Origin of the sequence: Peribacillus sp. TH16 (assembly GCF_016651095.1) — a bacterium.
Taxonomy (GTDB): domain Bacteria; phylum Bacillota; class Bacilli; order Bacillales; family DSM-1321; genus Peribacillus; species Peribacillus butanolivorans.
The window spans coordinates 642,023-660,534 of record NZ_JAEKEM010000009.1; the positions used below are offsets into that span (position 1 = coordinate 642,023).

The 18,512-nt window shown below is 37.6% G+C and carries 17 protein-coding genes and 1 riboswitch; of the genes, 3 read left to right on the top strand and 14 right to left on the bottom strand.

Annotation, left to right across the window (positions count from 1 at the left end; all coding sequences use genetic code 11):
- Window positions 1-248: 248 nt before the first annotated feature.
- From JFV29_RS17035 to mtnA, 3 genes are all read left to right on the top strand, one after another.
- Window positions 249-584 carry a nitrilase-related carbon-nitrogen hydrolase gene (locus JFV29_RS17035; protein WP_201185401.1) on the top strand — a complete coding sequence of 112 codons (336 nt, stop codon included), beginning with the start codon at window positions 249-251 and terminating at the stop codon, window positions 582-584.
- A gap of 123 nt (window positions 585-707) precedes the next feature.
- A riboswitch (SAM riboswitch) is annotated at window positions 708-862 on the top strand.
- An 80-nt stretch (window positions 863-942) separates the two neighbouring features.
- The gene (mtnK, locus tag JFV29_RS17040) at window positions 943-2,145 is read left to right on the top strand and encodes an S-methyl-5-thioribose kinase (RefSeq protein ID WP_201185403.1); all 1,203 of its coding nucleotides are present in this window, start codon (window positions 943-945) and stop codon (window positions 2,143-2,145) included.
- A gap of 14 nt (window positions 2,146-2,159) precedes the next feature.
- A complete protein-coding gene (mtnA, locus tag JFV29_RS17045; protein WP_201185405.1) occupies window positions 2,160-3,206 on the top strand; it encodes an S-methyl-5-thioribose-1-phosphate isomerase in 1,047 nt (348 codons plus the stop codon).
- A gap of 195 nt (window positions 3,207-3,401) precedes the next feature.
- Here the strand turns inward: mtnA and JFV29_RS17050 are convergent, their stop codons facing one another.
- From JFV29_RS17050 to JFV29_RS17115, 14 genes are all read right to left on the bottom strand, one after another.
- Window positions 3,402-4,289, bottom strand: a complete 888-nt coding sequence (locus JFV29_RS17050; protein ID WP_201185407.1) for an LCP family protein — start codon at window positions 4,287-4,289, stop codon at window positions 3,402-3,404.
- Between the two features lie 114 nt (window positions 4,290-4,403).
- A complete protein-coding gene (locus tag JFV29_RS17055) occupies window positions 4,404-5,888 on the bottom strand; it encodes a lmo1851 family serine protease (RefSeq protein ID WP_201185409.1) in 1,485 nt (494 codons plus the stop codon).
- A gap of 280 nt (window positions 5,889-6,168) precedes the next feature.
- On the bottom strand, window positions 6,169-6,873 hold the full coding sequence (deoD, locus tag JFV29_RS17060) for a purine-nucleoside phosphorylase (protein WP_053346597.1): 705 nt from the start codon (window positions 6,871-6,873) through the stop codon (window positions 6,169-6,171).
- Between the two features lie 247 nt (window positions 6,874-7,120).
- The gene (locus JFV29_RS17065; RefSeq protein WP_064505166.1) at window positions 7,121-7,291 is read right to left on the bottom strand and encodes a YozD family protein; all 171 of its coding nucleotides are present in this window, start codon (window positions 7,289-7,291) and stop codon (window positions 7,121-7,123) included.
- A 201-nt stretch (window positions 7,292-7,492) separates the two neighbouring features.
- Window positions 7,493-8,200 carry a hypothetical protein gene (locus JFV29_RS17070; protein ID WP_053346598.1) on the bottom strand — a complete coding sequence of 236 codons (708 nt, stop codon included), beginning with the start codon at window positions 8,198-8,200 and terminating at the stop codon, window positions 7,493-7,495.
- Between the two features lie 189 nt (window positions 8,201-8,389).
- Window positions 8,390-10,156: an ATP-binding protein gene (locus JFV29_RS17075; protein WP_201185411.1), complete on the bottom strand. Its 1,767-nt coding sequence runs from the start codon at window positions 10,154-10,156 to the stop codon at window positions 8,390-8,392.
- 28 nt (window positions 10,157-10,184) lie between these two features.
- Window positions 10,185-10,412, bottom strand: coding sequence for a YozE family protein (locus JFV29_RS17080; protein WP_053346600.1), 228 nt, complete (start codon window positions 10,410-10,412; stop codon window positions 10,185-10,187).
- A gap of 662 nt (window positions 10,413-11,074) precedes the next feature.
- Window positions 11,075-11,362, bottom strand: a complete 288-nt coding sequence (gene qoxD, locus JFV29_RS17085) for a cytochrome aa3 quinol oxidase subunit IV (protein WP_056520796.1) — start codon at window positions 11,360-11,362, stop codon at window positions 11,075-11,077.
- A gap of 2 nt (window positions 11,363-11,364) precedes the next feature.
- Window positions 11,365-11,961, bottom strand: a complete 597-nt coding sequence (gene qoxC, locus JFV29_RS17090; protein ID WP_056520798.1) for a cytochrome aa3 quinol oxidase subunit III — start codon at window positions 11,959-11,961, stop codon at window positions 11,365-11,367.
- Window positions 11,952-13,907 (bottom strand): cytochrome aa3 quinol oxidase subunit I, encoded by a 1,956-nt coding sequence (qoxB, locus tag JFV29_RS17095; protein WP_201185413.1) that lies wholly within the window; start codon window positions 13,905-13,907, stop codon window positions 11,952-11,954. The genes qoxC and qoxB overlap by 10 nt, the downstream gene beginning before the upstream one ends.
- Before the next feature lie 50 nt (window positions 13,908-13,957).
- Complete coding sequence (gene qoxA / locus JFV29_RS17100) at window positions 13,958-14,899, bottom strand: cytochrome aa3 quinol oxidase subunit II (protein WP_201185415.1); 942 nt, start codon at window positions 14,897-14,899, stop codon at window positions 13,958-13,960.
- A gap of 365 nt (window positions 14,900-15,264) precedes the next feature.
- The gene (locus JFV29_RS17105; protein WP_201185418.1) at window positions 15,265-15,546 is read right to left on the bottom strand and encodes a YokU family protein; all 282 of its coding nucleotides are present in this window, start codon (window positions 15,544-15,546) and stop codon (window positions 15,265-15,267) included.
- Window position 15,547: 1 nt separating this feature from the next.
- Window positions 15,548-16,951: a lysine 2,3-aminomutase gene (kamA, locus tag JFV29_RS17110; protein ID WP_057216788.1), complete on the bottom strand. Its 1,404-nt coding sequence runs from the start codon at window positions 16,949-16,951 to the stop codon at window positions 15,548-15,550.
- A 120-nt stretch (window positions 16,952-17,071) separates the two neighbouring features.
- Window positions 17,072-18,454 carry a sigma-54 interaction domain-containing protein gene (locus JFV29_RS17115; protein WP_201185420.1) on the bottom strand — a complete coding sequence of 461 codons (1,383 nt, stop codon included), beginning with the start codon at window positions 18,452-18,454 and terminating at the stop codon, window positions 17,072-17,074.
- Window positions 18,455-18,512: the final 58 nt, after the last annotated feature.

Sequence of the window (18,512 nt, forward strand, 5' to 3'; positions counted from 1 at the left end):
AATTCTAGTCACAAATGATATATGTTTATCATAGTCTTGTAAAGTGTTTTTTTACATATAGAGGTTTTAAAAAATGAAATGGAAAATCTCCTTCCACCAAATGGATATGCCTTTGGATAACCCTATATTAACTTTCATTTCGCAGTACAAATGGATAGAAAACGCCGTCTAATCTAATCCGGATATAGTTATTTTACCTGAACTTTGAACAGTTGGATACGAATTAACTAGGTTGAATGAGATTGCGGATGAAGAAGCAGAAAAAACGATTACATTCATTTGTTATAACATACGTTTACAAGGATGTCAGTGAGTCCATGCCGTTCAAGGTGCGGAAGTTCTATTCGTATCCGCCGAGTGGCCCAAACCGAGCCTCGATTATTAGGGACCGATATAGGGTCAGCCGTGCCATGGAGAACCAAGCCTACGTTTTAGCATTAAATCGTTCAGGGTCCGATTTTATTAAACTATTTGCCGAACAATCCCTGATTATAGATCCATGGGGGAATATCGTAAGTGAAGCCGGCGAAGAAAGAACTCCTAACAGGTACCCTGGACCTCTCAAAAGTAACGGAAGCATGTAACAAAACTGAATTCGAAGAACGTCGTGCGGATTATTATTAAATTACCCATTGACAAACTATTTAAAAAGTTGATATTATTTTCCCGAAGATTAAAATTTCAGAAAACATTAACATTTACATTTACTCTTATCAAGAGCAGGCTGAGGGATAAAGGCCCTATGAAGCCCAGCAACCGACTGTAATACCATTGTGAAATGGGGCGGAGTTTCCGCCGGATTATAAATCCACAGGGCACGGTGCTAATTCCACCAGAAAGCAATATTTCTGGAAGATAAGAGGTCCGAAGCTAAAACTTCTGCCTCTTTCTATATGAAAGAGGCTTTTTCATTATTATTTTAAATATTTGGAGGGGAAAATAATGACTTTAAACCATTCGAACTTTGAATTACTGTCAAATGAAACTGCAATAACCCTTGCAAAAAAACTAGGGTTGGTCAAAACAGATGCCACTTTAAAATGTAGAGAGATAGGCGATGGAAACTTAAATTATGTCTTTCATATTACAGACACAGCCACAAAAAAAGGAATTATAATCAAACAAGCGGTTCCTTATGCAAAGGTACTTGGTGAAAGTTGGCCGCTGACCTTAAAAAGGGCTGCAATTGAAGCAAATGCACTTATCCATTTCAAGAGCTATTGTCCCGAATTTGTACCGCAAGTCTATTATTCAGATGAACAGCTTGCTATCACAATCATGGAAGACCTCTCACACTTAAAAATAGCGAGAACAGGCTTAATCGATGGCGATCAATTTCCATTACTATCGAAACATATTGGTGAGTATGTTGCCAAAACGGCATTTTACACATCTGATTTGCATTTAGAACCGTCTGCGAAAAAAGAAGTGGCCCGAAACTTCACGAATCCTGAACTCTGCAAAATTACTGAAGTTTTTGTTTTCACAGATCCTTTTTTTGAAGAACTACCGGGTGAGTATGAAGTAGAATTGACGGATGCTGCCAAAAGCATTTGGAATGATCAAGAAGTAATACTTGAAGTCGCTAAGCTGAAACAAAGCTTTGAAACCGAACAGGAAGCCTTACTTCATGGAGATTTACATACGGGAAGTATATTTGCAAGTGATACAGAAACGAAGATTATTGATCCTGAATTCGCTTTTTATGGACCAGTTGGGTTTGATCTTGGCCAATACACAGCAAACATTCTATTCCAGGCAGTTACACGTAATCCCGCTGGAAAAGAGGAAATTTTCACACACCTCCAAGAATTTTGGGATACTTTTGAAGAGACATATACTAGTCTTTGGAATACCCAAAACAAAAGTCCGTTTCGTCAAGTAAATGGTTATCTATCATATGTGCTCACTAAATTCAGAAAAGATGCATATGGTTTTGCTGGCTGCGAGCTGATTCGGAGAACAATAGGCTTATCTCATGTTGCAGATTTAAATGTTATTGAAGATAAAGAAACAAGAATCGCTGCCAAAACGGCTACATTGAAAATTGGTGCTTTTTTAATTAAAAAAAGGGAACAATTGGATGTTCCAGCTGTGATTGAAGCATTGAAGCAACATACACTGCCTACCTATTCAACCCTTTAAAAGGAGAACTACATATGACGACGACAACAGCCTTACCTTATTCCGTTCAATGGGATGATACTCATATAACTTTATTAAATCAACAGGCCTTACCTACAATTACAGAATTCATTAAACTTTATTCCGTTGAGGATGTATTTGACAGCATTTTGACATTAAAGGTCCGCGGTGCCCCAGCAATTGGTCTAACTGCAGCATTCGGTGTCGCACTTGGAGCGAATCAGGATGGTTCAACTGATTTAGGGGAATTCAAACAAAATGTAACTAAACATATTAAAAAACTAGCTTCTTCACGCCCTACTGCAGTCAACCTTTTTTGGGCGTTAAAAAGGATGGAAAACATTTTGCAAGCAGCCAAGAGTATTCCAACTGCCAAAGAGGCACTTATACTGGAAGCAAAAGCAATCTTTACAGAAGATGAAGAAATGTGCCGAAAAATCGGGGAAAATGGTTTATCCTTATTTGCTGAAGGAGATTCCATATTAACGCATTGCAACGCTGGGGGAATTGCCACTGCTCGCTATGGTACAGCCTTGGCTCCCTTCCATCTAGCGAAAGAAAGAGCCTTTCCGATAAAGGTATATGCATGTGAAACAAGACCTGTCCTGCAAGGGGCACGTTTGACTGCTTGGGAACTAATGCAATCTGGAGTGGACGTCACTTTAATCTCTGACAATATGGCTGCTCATACCATTCATCATAAACAAATCAATGGTATTATAGTTGGTGCTGATAGGATTGCGGCAAACGGAGATACTGCTAATAAAATCGGGACCTTGGGATTGGCAATATTAGCTAATCATTACGGTATCCCATTCTATGTGGCCGCTCCTTCAAGCACTTTCGACCTTTCCCTTGAATCTGGCACATCCATCCCGATTGAGGAGCGGAATGGGGACGAGATTACCTTCATTCAGGGAGTAAAGATAGCCCCAGATAATGTAAAGACATTCAATCCAGCCTTTGACGTCACACCGAATCATCTAATCACGAGCATCATAACAGAAAACGGTATTATTTCACCAGACTATGTGAAAAACATTCCGCTTTTTGTCAATTGAGCCAGGTTTCATCTTTTAGATGAAACTAATCATAACGAGACGGAATCGCATATGTGATTTCGCCTCGTTCATTTTACTATGATATTTATATTTATTCTTGCGAGGTTCTTTATAAAAGATTATATATTATTAAATCAAGCTTAATTTTTCAAAAAATTGATTAAATATTAACAAATAGTGATCGATCAGCACTTCTTACCTTGAAAAAAATTCTTGAAGTGCCTCCTTATTTTTAGTGTAGTCCATTTTCAAAACTGCTCCAGATTGGGGATATATTTCATCTTTATAGCTTCCTTCAACTGGAATCCTTAAGGTTTCTACAGAATCTGGGGATTGGAAGACAACTTGAGAGCCCATTTCCATAATCGTTTTCATCCCAATATCCGTATCTAGGTAGGACATCCCTTTTTCAATAATACTAGGTAGGGCGACCATCCCTTCAAAGGATGAGATTTGATTAATAAATCCCGTTTTTAATTGAACTAATACTTCCTGTTGACGCGCGACCCGTCCAAAATCACTTTCATCATCATGTCGGAAACGGACATATTTCAATATTTCCTCACCATGTAATACATTTTTACCGCTGCTGGCTTCAATGCTCATATCATCAATAATTTCCTGATTCACATTTACCATCACACCATCTGGGGCAAGTAGGTCAACCATCTTTACGAATCCCTTAAAATCAATTACTGCAACATGATCGACTTTAACATCTAAGTTTTCTTGTATTGTTTTCTTAAGTAGTTCACTGCCACCATAATAATAAGCAGCATTTATTTTGTTATATCCGTATTTATAACCCGGTATTTTCACATAACTATCACGCATAATAGAAGCCAGTTTTAGCTTCTGCTGCTCAGGAAAGTAGCGTGCTAGTATCACAGCATCTGCCCGAGAATCCTCCTCTCCACGAGAATCGACACCAATCAATAGAAAAGTTTTCATACTTTCTTGGCTCTCTTCTTTAGAAAGGTTTTTTTCCGTATTTTTATTCTTATTTAATTGGGGAACAGGCGAATATGAACAACCAGCCAGCATTAAGACAATTAAACATATGAACAGTACCTTCTCTTTCATATCCTCACCTCATCGGTAAAAGTAACCATATTTTTCCCCTTTTATTGAAGTATTATGCAATTAACGATAAACAGCCTGTCAACGGTAATCGCTGACAGGCTGTTTATACTCAAATTATTTGATTTCCTTCTTTAAAACTTCCACTGCTTTTTTCACTTGTGTATCATTTTCAAGGATTTTCTCCCGGATGACCTGCATTAATTTTACGGTTGTATCGTCTTTGATAATACCTGTTTCTTTAACCTTTTGTTCTTTTTGGAATTCTTTAACTGCATTTGTTGTTTCTTCATCAAAGAATCCATCTATCTTACCTGGATTATAGCCTGCTGCTTTCAGCATTTTTTCAGCTGCCTTTACTTCACTGGAAGAATCAGATGCTTTCAATTCCTTATCCGGCGAAATATATGGAAGGCTGGCATAATCAGGAAGATTCACTTTAATATCCGGCTTGATCCCTTTTTTATGAATCCAATTACCTTCAGGAGTCAGCCATTTTGCTGCCGTGTATTTAAAGTTAGATCCATCATCGAAGTCTTGGGCTGTTTGTACAGTTCCTTTCCCAAATGATTTAACACCTATTAAAGGAATATCCGCTGATTCACTGACAGCCGCTGCGACAATTTCAGATGCACTTGCACTGCCATCATCAATCAATACGACTACTGGAATCTTCAACTCTCCATTATTCTTCGATTTATAGACATCTTTTTTCCCGCTACGTTCCTCAACTTGAAGAACTACTTCCCCATTTGGAATAAACAAGCTTGCCATATCTATAGCCTGGTCAAGCAATCCACCTGGGTTACCACGCAAGTCCAAGATAAGGCCTTTCATATCTTTCTTGGACATATCATTAAGTGCCGTTTCCAACTCTTTAACAGTATGCTCAGAAAAACTTGTTACTTGGATTTTGGCAACTCCATCATCTAGCATTTCGGCATATACTGTTTCAATTGGAATGGTATCCCGCTTAATCGTAAGAGCAATCGGTTCCGGCTCACCTGCTCTAGTGATGGATAAATCCACTTTCGTCCCTTTTTCGCCTCTGATTTTCAGGACAGCCTCAGAAGAGCTTAATCCTTCAATGCTTTTACCGTCCACACTTAAAATGATATCATTCGGTTTTACCCCTGCTTTTTCTGCTGGAGACCCTTTTATCGGTGAAACGACCATAATTTTCCCATCCTGCTCTTGTATCTCAGCACCGATTCCTTCAAAAGATGAAGAGATGCTCTCATGGAAACTCGATGCTTCCTTTTTATCCATATAAGTAGAATATGGGTCATCCAATGATTTGATCATTCCATTAATTGCCCCGTCAACCAGCTTGTCTTGATCAATCTCTTCATAGTAGTTATCTTTTATCGTATCGTATGTAGAATACAGCTTTTCAAATTCCGAATGTTTATCCGGTGCTAAAGACTCTACTTTTTCATCTCCAAAGGTCAAGGCTATTGTAGTAATCCCTGCGGTTAGAAATATGAGTAAGAAAATCCCCATAATGAACGTAAACTTCTTTATTTTTATGAATTTCCCTGCCTCTTTAGGCTGTTTTTGATTTTCTTCTTCCACTGAAGCCTCACCACTTTCATTCTTCATGACGATATAAACTTTTTCTCTATTTTATCAGCTTTCAGGCTAATCGGAAAATATTAGTTATCAAAAAAACAACTTTTGATCATATATATATCTTTTTTCACCATTTCGCGTAGGTAAAATCAGAAATAAAATTCTTAACCAAACCCATAATATTTCCCTGCCAATAATCTGTTAAATTACAAAAATGCGGATACCATGGAATAAATGAGTCTGTATCCTAACTATCATCGTACAGCTTCATTTATTCCTGGTAACCCGCAAGTAAATTTACTTCTTAATATCAGTCCTGTATAGCTGCTTCTAATGCTACCTCAATCATTTCGTTAAATGTTGACTGGCGCTCAGCAGACGTCGTTTCCTCACCAGTTAATATGTGATCGGAAATGGTTAAAACAGAAAGAGCTTGACGTCCAAATTTAGCAGCAAGCGTGTATAGAGCTGCTGATTCCATTTCTATAGCTAGAATCTGATATTTCGCCCATTTTTCTAATTCACTATTATCGTTATAAAAGTGATCGGCCGTAAACACGTTACCGACCTTTAATTGCAAACCTTTGGCAATACCTGCCTCATAAGCTTTTCTTAGCAAATCGAAATTTGCTGTTGGAGCAAAATCGACTCCCCCGAATGTCAGGCGGTTCATTTGTGAATCCGTAGAAGCGCTCATTGCCAGGATTACATCTCTAACTTTTACATCTTTCTGAATGGCACCAGCAGTCCCAACACGAATCAGCTTCTGCACATTATAGCTATTCATTAATTCATTTATGTAGATGGAAATGGATGGAACACCCATCCCTGTACCTTGGACAGAAATGCGTTTCCCTTTATATGTCCCCGTATATCCAAACATGTTACGTACTTCATTGTATAGTTTAGCATCTTCTAAAAATGTTTCTGCTATGTATTTTGCTCGTAACGGGTCCCCAGGAAGTAAGACCGTTTCCGCAATTTCATGTTCTTTAGCACCAATATGTACGCTCATACAACTATGTCCTCCTTAACTTTTGGTTGAAAAGATATTCAAAAACTACTATACCATATCAACCTCAAGATAGGAAAACAGAACCTTAATTTCAAGAGCTTGTAAGGGATTGAAATCTGGAATCTATTAAGAGGTCTAGAATAAGGCTCTTACATATAAAAATACAAACAAAACGGCGGTGGTCCGCCGTCTTTTAAAATATTTTTAGAATTAAGGGAAAGGAAGCTGCTAACCGTCTAATGACAGGTTACTCATCGACTTCTTCATCAATTATGCATTTTTCAAGAAGATATTCGAATGTGATGTCAGCAAGATCTTCAACTTCAGCTTCTGTTGGAAGATAGCCCCGTCTTATCAATTCTTGAAAGAAGAATTCCGCTATCTCTTCTGTATCAATAAAAACCTCAATTTCTCGCAAATCATCGCCCCCTTAATTAAAGGTGTATGAATGTATAGAGACAAATATTCCAGTAAGGCATTTCATTATATAAAAACATATGAAGTGTTCACTTTTTCATGAAAATTGCCTCCACTTATAATTATCTACTCCTGCCATTATTGAACAGAAGCTTTTGTATAGTAATTAGTTAATTGGCTTATTAGAAGGGTGGAATACCTTTCACTTTGTTTGCTTTTTTTTATGATCCGGATAAATTTCCTCTGCCGCTTTTTCAATTTTAGCAAGGGCGATTTTCATGATATGGTGATATTCATCATCGCCAAAATGTTCATAGAGCTTACAGTAATCATTATATAAATCTAACAGTCCATCGATCATTTCCTTTTTTTCATTTTTTGTCATAGTCATTTCTCGCTCACCTTTACCAGGGTTGTTTTGTTTAGCAATGATAGCAAGCTCATTATTCTTTTTAGAAAGGAGCAGCCCTAATTTTCGAATAATTGCATCTGCACGTTTGGCATCGGCTATTAAGGTCAATTCTTCTTCATGCGCTTCAAGCCATTCCCCGTCGGAGATTCGTGATAACTCATAGATCACATCCTCCCAGGCATTTTCCTTATAGCGCCATATTTCTGTTCGATAGCCGATAATCTTGAAATAATCCTGTTCATATCCATCTACCTGGACTAAGTCACCTAATAAATATTTATACTCAATATCGATCTGTTCTCTTTGATAAAGGATTTCTCCTTCGTATTCATTTATGGATTGCAATGTTTTTTCAATATAAAGACCTTCACTATAATTCACTTCATACACATAAGCACCATCGAGAAATTTTACATCGGTTATTTTCCCGACTGTCCCATACATTATTATTACGACTGTATCGCCTATTTTAAATTTCGGCTGTTTTTTCTTGCCCATAAGAGACATCCCCCAATATGGTCCTTATCGTTTGATTAGTAAATTATATGCACAAACAAACATGGAGGTTAATAGAAAGAGGGGGGCATTTTGCTCAATTAGATACAAAAGTACTCTCATTTAATAAAGGGTCATATCAATGCTAAAGTTATGTGGTGTTACTATTCATTCTTCACGTAAAAAACCGTCTCATCGAATGAGACGGTTCGTTGTAGGAATAGTCAGGATTACGTCTGTTCCTTGGCCATATGTACTTTCAATTTGAAATTTCCCTTTTAGTTCCTCCATAATTTGGATGCATGTCGCAACACCCAGACCATTCCCTTCCAATTTTGTTGTATAAAAGGGCATACCGATATTTTTTAAATTCTCGGGGCTAATTCCTATTCCATCATCACGAATGATTAATTTTATATATTGAGGAACGATTGTAAGATTTAATTCAATCTTCCCCTTAGAATCGAATGCTTCACAAGAATTATTCAAGACATTCAAGAGAACTTGCCTCAATCGGTTTCGATCAGTATAAATATATATAGATTGTGTCACTGAATTAATTAATGTTACATGAGAACTAGGATTTGAAGAAGAATAGACATCTATAATTTCATCGAGGAAATCTTTTAGATCAAGTTTCTCCCATTCAAGCTGATGAGGCTTTGCTAAATCAAGAAGTTGAGTTACAAATACATTAACCCGATTGACTTCCTCAAGCATGACATCACTATACTTTACTATTAAAGTTTTATCATAATCCTGGCTCTTCAATAGTTGGAAGAACCCCTTTATTGTAGTCAATGGGTTCCTAATTTCATGGGCAACCCCTGCAGCTAGCTGACCTACATATTTCAACTTTTCCGTACGAACGATTTCCTTTTCACGATCCTCTATCGTTTCCATCATTCTCTGAAAAGCAAGGTTCAGTTTTACCATTTCTTCAAAGCTTCTTTTATTAGAAACGACGAATTCTTTTCCTTCAATAAATTCCTCTGTTGCTTCAACAAGATCTTGAACAGGTCGTACAAGAGTCTTTGTAAATAAATAGACCACTATAATGATTGATACAAATAAAATCGTGTAAATGGTTAGATAACGTGACAAAAGATCATTCAAAGGCTGAAACACTTGTTTCTTATCAGCTCCCACAACCACAAACCATTTATTTTCCGTTTGTGCCATCGTATGAACAGCCTGAATAGAATATATTTTCTCTCCATTCTCTGCACTGTACAAGTTATCCGTTTCAGAAGCTTCTATCAGTTTTGCTTTTGTTAATCCCATTTCCTCTAAGGTAGAATTCTGTTGGACGCCATGGGGATCTTTTTTGGAAACCATGATACCTTCTTGATTAATCATGAAAATGTTCACAGGATACTTATCACTAATATCAATAGCTTTTCTCTCGATCATCTCCCAAAGGTTTTCTAAGCGGAAGGCCGAGGAGACAACACCAGCCATTTGCCCTGTACTACCATATACCGGTGCACTTAAAGTTATTATGGGTTCAGAATAAGCTCGTGTTTTATACACGTCAGAAAGAAATTCATTACCTTCTAGTGCTTCTTCAAACCAAATTCTCTCAGCTAAGTTAGCTCCAATCATTTTATTAGATGTATCTGCAATAACTTTACCTTCCAAATCCAAATACAAAGCTCCGTAATATTCCCGTTTTGCTCCAATAAACTTTTTTAGTTCATCAGACTTCTCTTCTTTTGATGAGCCAGGATTTATGATTACCGAATTTGCACTTAATAACTTCACATCACTATTCCGTTCGTTCAAATAATTATATGTTTCATTGACGATATTAAGTGAACCTGCATTCAAGGCATTTTTTGCTTCTTTTTCAAGCAAAGAGCGTTGTGATCCATAGGAAATTATTCCTAATATCAGAACAGGTAGACTTGCTATAAGTAAAGAATAAAGCAAAATTCGGGTTTGAAGGCTTTTAAGCATCCTTCGATCCCCCCTATTCCTGATCTCCCTACTGGAGTCCTTCTTCTATTTGGACATATTGTTCCCACGCACGATCAAATACAGTCATACTTTCGAGATAGTCGCCATTCAATTCTAAATAACTACTTAATTCATTATAATCATCCGATTGCTTTGGGAAACTGTGATCGTTATAAGCGTGATTAGCAAATTTAGTGATGGCATCAATTTCTTTAGGTTGTCGGAATTTCATTAAATATAAATAAAACGGTCTCATGTGACGAGCCCTCCTAAAAAGTAACTAAGATTTCAGCTTTAATATATCGGAAACTTTCCCTTCCGTCTACATTTTTAAAAACCAACATGGGTTTTTCTTCCTACAATTATAGGATAACTAACGATATTTCACCAGAAACAGAACGCAATTTATGATGAACTGTGATTGAAGAAAGAGTACAATGTCAATTTTCTTCGAAATTAATTTATATTAACCTTTCACAAAAGTGTCCAAGTCTTGCCTGTCAGGTCAGCTCTTATCCAATAAAAATAAAAGCCGATGTTTCCTTAGCGTAGGAAACATCGGCTTTCTTGTCGAAATTCTCTTTTTTCGGGCACGAACCTAACAGTACAGACGAGTTTTAATCTTTCTAAATAGTTGAATAATTAATACCAAACTAATCTATTCTTTTTACTGAGTACAAGCTAACGTTTAATGGAGCTTAAATAGGTTTGTTTACAATTATTCAACAATCATATAACTCAATGACTTACTCTTTTCTGTCTACACTAAGGGAATCATATCCTTTAAATAGAGAAATATATGTTTTTATAGAAACTGTACAATCTCTTCCTACCTAAAAATCAAAGTAATTCAGCTTCAATAATCTCTTCATCTTCAATTACTCATCATACGCCTTCTGTTTCCCAAGCTGTTTCATATCAATAACTCCAACCCCAGATCATACATAGTATTGTACCGAAGACAGTAATTAGAGCTAGGAATATAGCGCAATATAGAGTCATAAAAATTGATTTGCTATCATCAGTTTCACGAGCATGCATAAACACAACTAGTTGAACAGCTGCTTGTATGAATGCTGTCAATATAAAAATCGTCATGCCTGTTGCTTTTGACATATTGAAGAAGTAAACCAAAAGAGCTACAAACGTCAAAATCAATGAAAATACAAAACCCCATACTTGTTTAGCCGGGAATAATTCCTTCATGTTTATGTCATTCCTTTCATGTAGATAAAGGTGAAGATGAAGATCCAAACGATATCTAAGAAATGCCAGTAAAGAGAGAAAATGAAGGATTTATTGGCTGTTTCAGGTGTCAACCCGCGTTTTTTCACTTGAAGGATAATAAATAACCCCCAGAAAAGTCCTAATGTAACATGTGCTCCATGTGTCCCTAATGTTGTAAAGAGCATCGAAGTAAATGCACTAGTTTGCAGTGTAGCTCCTTCGTGATAATAGGTAATGAACTCAGTAATTTCAAATCCTAAGAATCCTAATCCAAGAAGGAGAGTGATTACGAAGAATGTCAACATGGCTTTCTTGTTGCCAAGTCGCATGGCATGAATTCCAAGCCCGATGACAAAACTGCTTGTTAAGAGCAAGAATGTTTCAGCAAGTACTGGAGTGATTTCAAAAATTTCTGCTCCAGTAGGACCGTTACCCGTCCGATCAACTAATGTAAAATATGATGCAAAGAGTGTTGCAAAAAGCATAATTTCGGCTCCAAGGAAAATCCAGAAGCCTAAAATATTTAGACGATTTTGTTCCGTACTATATTCAAGAGGTTGCGAGTGATCTATTTCCATTTATTAACACCCCCGAATTTTGCTTCTGTCTCTTTAATTTCTTCTACAGAAATGTAATGCCCATGATCTATTTCGAATGAACGATGAGCCATGCAAACAAAGATACCGATTAACCCAATAATCGCAAGAAACCATATGCTGAATACTAACGCAAATCCAAAGACAAAGAAGATACAGGACATGATAAACGGTCCGCCGCTGTTATTGGGCATATGAATTTTTTCATAGTCACCCTTGAATAATTCATGACCTTTATATTTAGCATCCCAAAAAGTTTCCCTTGAGTTCACTTGTGGAATAATAGCAAAGTTATATTCTGGTACTGGATTATGAGTAGCCCATTCAAGGGAACGTGCATCCCACGGATCCTCACTAACATCTCTTGGAGCATGGCGAATGCTATAGTAAATCGTATATACGATTAATACAAAGCTGATTGCCATTAAAGCTGCCCCGATAAACGAAATCATATTTAATGGTCCAAATCCAGTCGATTCAGAGTATGTGTATATACGACGTGCTTGACCATCTAAACCAGTGATATACATAGGGAAGAATGCTAAGCAAAAACCAATGGTTAGAAACCAGAACGCCCATTTCCCAATCCTTTCATTCAACATGAAACCAAACATTTTCGGCCAGTAGTAAGTTCCGGCACCAAGCACAGCAAATACTACACCCGGAATGATGACATTGTGGAAGTGAGCTACTAAAAACATTGTATTATGGTATTGATAATCCGCCGCTGACATCGCAAGCATAACCCCCGTAACTCCACCGATTGTGAAAAGAGGTATGAAACCTATTGAATAAAGCATAGGTACGGTAAATCTGATTCTACCTTTCCACATCGTGAACAACCAGTTAAAGATCTTGATTCCAGTCGGAATAGCAATTACCATCGTTGTAATCGAGAAAATACTATTAACATATGCTGCTTGCCCCATTGTAAAGAAATGGTGCGTCCAAACGAAGAATGAATATATAGAGATAAATACCATTGAAGCAACCATTGATCGATAGCCATATAGGTTACGTCGTGAAAAGGTTGGGATAATCTCACTAAAAAGACCAAATGCAGGCAAGATTAAGATATATACTTCAGGATGTCCCCAAACCCAGAACAGGTTAGCCCAAAGCATATCCATACCGCCCTCAGTCATTGTGAAAAACTTGGTTGCGAATAGTCGATCCATTGTTCCCATGATCAGCGCCACTGTTAATACAGGGAATGCGAAAATGATAATAATGCTTGTGACTAAAGCAGACCATGTAAACATTGGCATTTTCATTAATGTCATACCGGGTGCTCTCATTTTAAGAATAGTCGTCAAAAAGTTAATCCCCGTCATTAATGTACCTATTCCGGCTATCTGAATACCAATCATATAATAATTCGTTCCAACATGTGGGCTAAATTCATTACCTGCAAGCGGGAAATAAGATGACCACCCTGCATCAGGCGAACCACCAATTACAAAAGAGATGTTGAATAGCATCGCACCCATAAAAAATAACCAGAAACTTATGGCATTTAGACGTGGGAATGCTACATCTCGGGCTCCAATTTGTAATGGCACGACGAAATTCATTAAGGCCATAATGTACGGCATCGCCATAAAGATAATCATCACAACCCCGTGTGTTGAAAAAATTTCATTATAGTGCTGTGAATCTAATAATTTGTTATCCGGTACGGCAAGTTGCGCACGCATCATCACAGCATCTACCCCACCACGAAATAGCATCAACAAAGCAGATATTAGATACATAATACCTATTCTTTTATGATCGACTGTTGTTAACCAGCCACTCCATAAATAAAACCATTTTTTAAAGTGGGTTAAACCAACAATGATCAAGAGAACAGTAACACCAATGGCCACCATTGATGAGTAAATGACGGGACTAGGATTAGGTATAAGAAATCTAGAGAAAAAACCCATACTTTTGTGTTTCCTTTCTGAAAATATTTTTCTTGAGATAGACTAAGAAATTATTCATGATTGTGTGCTGATTTTTCTTTACTATTACTTGACTTATGATCATGCTCCATATGTTCACCTTTTGAATTCGTGTTAGAGTCACTTGAGCCATGATGATGTCCAGCATTTTCACCTTCTGGAGCTGGTGAGAAGTCTAAATGAGTTCCAGTAAACGTTAACTGTCCCTCATGACCCGGTTTTAATAATTCATTGAATCTTACTTCAGTAATAGGTTTCGCAGTTTCTTTAACTTCCTTTACCCATTCATCAAACTTATCTTGAGACATCGCTTCGACGTGGAACGTATTTTCAGCGAATCCTTTCCCACTAAAGTTTGCATTTCGTCCCATCATTTCCCCTGATTCGTCCGCTGCTAAGTGTAATGTAGTCACCATGTTAGACATGGCATATTTTTGACCGCCAAGTTGTGGAATCCAGAAACTCGTGATAGGCCCGAATGAATAAAGTTTAAATTCAAGTGGTCGATTTGTTGGAATATACAAGTAGTTTACTGTCTCGATATCGTTTTCTGGATAACTAAAATGCCACTTCCAGTCAGATGACGAAGCGTAAATAACTAATGGATCTTGACCTTTGTACCCTTCCGGAGTGGCTTCCACTTTATTGTTGGAAATTACAGAAACAACGGAGAAGAAAATGACGATTAAAATTGGCACCCCAACAATAATCGTTTCAACAACATGATTCCCTTCAATGTAGGGTGGTTCATATTCTTTAGGTAGTTTAGAGTCACGGTATTTCGTTAACACAAAGACTAAAATAGCACAAACAACAATAACAATAACCGCCATGATCGCAATTGATAGCAAAATCACATTGGCTTGCGTTTGGGCTTGAGGTCCTTTAGGATCTAAGACCGCTAATGATTCACATCCAGAAAGCACATTGACTATGGTAGAAAGAATGGCTAATAGAACCCATTTTGTTTTCATATATGTATCCTTTCTTTTAAGATTTCATTTCTAAGTTATCCCAAAAAATGTTTATTTAAGAATGGTAATTTCTCACAATCACATTTATAGGCGGGATGAATATGAATGAATTCATTTGGGGAATTCAGAGAAACAGGTAATCTAAATACCTATTTGCTATGAAAAGAAATTTGAATATGTGAGGAGATACTGCATGGATTTTTTTATTCCTATTGGTCAAAGTAAGGGTAGTGAAGATGAAAATTTAAAATGATGAAGCTACTAATGCCTTCACCGTTCGAGATGTACACCCTATAGACCACACCGCCGGGCGCACAGAAAAACCTCACCCAAAAAAGTAGATGAGGCAACTTCTAATCATTTTGTTATTTCCCAAAATCAAAGTAATTCCGCTTCAATAATCTCTTCATCTTCAATAACTCATCATACTTGGTCTGTTTTGCAAGCTGTTTCGAATCAATTAAAAATAGCTGATCTTCAATTCCTTTTACTATTTCATCACTCTGAAAAAGAGCTTTACAATTCTCACAATGGGAAGAAGGAGTTTCAGTAATTTCAACGGCTCGCGTTCCATCTGGTAATTCCCAATAGACCGTACCAGTTACCGATGTAAGTTTTCCTATCTCACACCATGGACAAGTTTCCATGCTATTCATCCCCCTTTGGAGTGCTCTTTTTTTGCTGTGCCTGGAATTTCTTTTCTTTTAACTGATCTCGCTTTTCACGTTGATTTTTTAATGAAGCATGCTCCGGGTTGGTAACGTAATTTTCACGGCGATTCATTCGTTTCAGCCCTTCAGGCACTAAATTAAATTGCTTGTCATTCATCAAACCAGCTATTCCTATATCTGACCGTTTTTCTTCCATATCAGGATATATGCCTTTGAAATAATCATCTGCAAGTCCTGGTGTGTAATGCTCAGGTTCGGGATAAGTGGTAATTACTCCTTCAAAATTACGTAGCACTGTTTTTGTCGGTGATTGTGAAAGGATATAGTTCGGTTGTAATGTAATTTTCCCTCCACCCCCTGGTGCATCTACAACGAAAGTCGGGACAGCATATCCAGACGTATGACCGCGTAAGCCTTCAATAATTTCAATCCCCTTAGATATCGGGGCTCGGAAATGACCAATTCCTTCGGATAGGTCGCACTGATAAATGTAGTAAGGACGGACACGAATCTTAACGAGGTCGTGCATCAGCTTTTTCATGATCGCAACACTATCATTTATACCGGCTAGAATAACAGCCTGGTTGCCTACCGGTACACCTGCATCTGCTAGCATCTCACACGCTTTCTTTGATTCTTCGGTAATTTCTATAGATGTATTGAAGTGCGTATTTAACCAAATTGGATGATACTTTTTTAAAATTGCACACAAATTTTCTGTGATTCGTTGAGGGAATACAACTGGAGCTCTCGTACCTATCCTGATTATTTCAACGTGGGGGATTTCCCTTAAGTTTTTTAAAATATATTCCAGGATGGTGTCATTAATCAATAATCCGTCACCGCCGGAAATAAGAACATCTCGGACTGCTGGTGTATCACGAATATAGCCGATTGCAGCGTCTAATTGTTTTTTTGGTACTCCCATACCTATTTGTCCTGAAAAGCGTCTTCTCGTACAATAGCGGCAGTACATGGAGCACTGATTCGTGACCAAAAAAAGGACGCGATCAGGATATCTGTGAGTCAATCCCGGTACTGGTGAATCTTCATCTTCATGAAGCGGGTCCTCCATGTCATATTTGGTTTTATGCATTTCTTCTGAGATTGGGACAGATTGCATTCTGATTGGACACCTTGGGTCATCCTTATTCATCAACGAAGCATAATAGGGGGTAATATTTAATGGGATGGTTTTCGTAGAGATCCTGACACCTTCCTCTTCATCAGGAGTCAAGTCTATAACTTTTTTCAAATCCTCCACAGTTCGGATAGTATTCGTAAGCTGCCACAGCCAGTTGTTCCATTGTTCATCGGTTACATCTTTCCATAGCTCTATATCTTTCCAATTACGCTCGGGCTTATATAAGTCAAATAACATGGTAATACCTCCTGAGTCTTGATAGTAGTATTTAATGCAAGAAGGATGCCAAAATTAACCAAAAACTACATATGCCCATAAAAAAATCCAGATTACATGGTCCATCCGAATTTTAAACATTCAAGTATGTTTTTTCATTTTATATTGCAGGGTCTGCCGTGGAATCTTCAATAGTTTCGAGGCCTGAAAGACATTGCCTCCTGTTTGAAGAAGAGCCTCGGTGATCAATTTCGTCTCCATTTCCATCATTGCCTGACGCAGTGGAAGTATTTTTTCTTTTGAAGTGGGACGTTTTTTTAAAAACTGCGGCAAATCTTCAAGTGTTAATCTATCTTTTTCTGTATGATTCATCATGAATTCAATCGTATGCTTAAGCTCTCTAACATTCCCTGGCCAATGATAATTCTGTAAGAAAACCTTTGTCTTCTCATCAATTCCCTCTATGGAAAGTCCTAATTTCTTGTTATAGAATAAAATAAAATGATTAGTAAGGAATAATATATCTTCAGGGCGCTCTCTTAGCGGAGGCAGCTCATAGCTTAATACATGTAATCGGTAAAATAAATCTGCTCGTAACTTGTTTTCCGTTACGGCTTTTTTCGGATCTATATTCATCGCTGCCATAATTCTTACATCCACTTGGACATTCTTTGCGGCACCTATCCTCCTAATAAACCCATCTTCAAGCACCCGCAGCAACTTTGCCTGCAGGTCAATCGGCATAGATTGTAATTCATCCAAAAACAAGGTGCCACCATTGGCCAATTCAAATAAGCCCTGGCGATCCACTGCACCTGTGTAACTGCCTTTAGCGGTACCGAATAAAAGAGATTCTAATAAATTTTCTGGTAAGGCCGCACAATTTTGTGCGATGAACGGTTCTTTTCGGCGGTTAGAATCCTTATGGATACTTTGAACAAAAAGTTCTTTTCCTACACCGCTTTCTCCATAAACTAATACAGAGGAAGAGGAACGGGCAGCCTTTTTCCCTAGTGAAATTATGTTTCTGAATTCAGTATCACTGGTTAAAATATCGTTAAACGTATATAAATTACCATTCACTTCCGCTTTTTTTTCAGGACCTTTCATTGTCTTGAGCGAGCTTTCCAGGTCAGCTAACCGTTCAGATAACTGCTTCAAACTCGAATAATCCTTCGCTATTTCTATGGCACCAACTATAAACCCATCTACATAAATGGGGAGCGTTGTATTTAACGTTTCAATGATCCTACCATGTGCATTTACATACGATTGACTGTAATTATAAATGGGCTTTTCAGACTTAATAACTCTCAGTAATGTAGAAGATTTGTGATTTAACGAAGGGAAGGCTTCAAGTAATGGTTTCCCGAGTACTTCCCCTACTTTCATTCCATCATGATTGGCTGCCACTCCATTATAAAAGATGGTTTGTCCCTTTGGATCAATCACATGAATGCCCTCATCAATGGTTTCAAGTATCGCTTCTAATACTTCACTTGTATTAAAAAATTCACTAGGCAAGGTCCACCTCCTCTAATACGTCCTTACTTAATATATATGAGGAAATGCCAAAAACTTG

Coding starts and splice junctions, on each gene's coding strand:
- JFV29_RS17035 (WP_201185401.1), top strand. CDS start 249: ATGAAGAAGCAGAAAAAACGATTACATTCATTTGTTATAACATACGTT.
- mtnK (WP_201185403.1), top strand. CDS start 943: ATGACTTTAAACCATTCGAACTTTGAATTACTGTCAAATGAAACTGCA.
- mtnA (WP_201185405.1), top strand. CDS start 2,160: ATGACGACGACAACAGCCTTACCTTATTCCGTTCAATGGGATGATACT.
- JFV29_RS17050 (WP_201185407.1), bottom strand. CDS start 4,289: ATGAAAGAGAAGGTACTGTTCATATGTTTAATTGTCTTAATGCTGGCT.
- JFV29_RS17055 (WP_201185409.1), bottom strand. CDS start 5,888: ATGAAGAATGAAAGTGGTGAGGCTTCAGTGGAAGAAGAAAATCAAAAA.
- deoD (WP_053346597.1), bottom strand. CDS start 6,873: ATGAGCGTACATATTGGTGCTAAAGAACATGAAATTGCGGAAACGGTC.
- JFV29_RS17070 (WP_053346598.1), bottom strand. CDS start 8,200: ATGGGCAAGAAAAAACAGCCGAAATTTAAAATAGGCGATACAGTCGTA.
- JFV29_RS17075 (WP_201185411.1), bottom strand. CDS start 10,156: ATGCTTAAAAGCCTTCAAACCCGAATTTTGCTTTATTCTTTACTTATA.
- JFV29_RS17080 (WP_053346600.1), bottom strand. CDS start 10,412: ATGAGACCGTTTTATTTATATTTAATGAAATTCCGACAACCTAAAGAA.
- qoxD (WP_056520796.1), bottom strand. CDS start 11,362: ATGAAGGAATTATTCCCGGCTAAACAAGTATGGGGTTTTGTATTTTCA.
- qoxC (WP_056520798.1), bottom strand. CDS start 11,961: ATGGAAATAGATCACTCGCAACCTCTTGAATATAGTACGGAACAAAAT.
- qoxB (WP_201185413.1), bottom strand. CDS start 13,907: ATGGGTTTTTTCTCTAGATTTCTTATACCTAATCCTAGTCCCGTCATT.
- qoxA (WP_201185415.1), bottom strand. CDS start 14,899: ATGAAAACAAAATGGGTTCTATTAGCCATTCTTTCTACCATAGTCAAT.
- JFV29_RS17105 (WP_201185418.1), bottom strand. CDS start 15,546: ATGGAAACTTGTCCATGGTGTGAGATAGGAAAACTTACATCGGTAACT.
- kamA (WP_057216788.1), bottom strand. CDS start 16,951: ATGTTATTTGACTTATATAAGCCCGAGCGTAATTGGAAAGATATAGAG.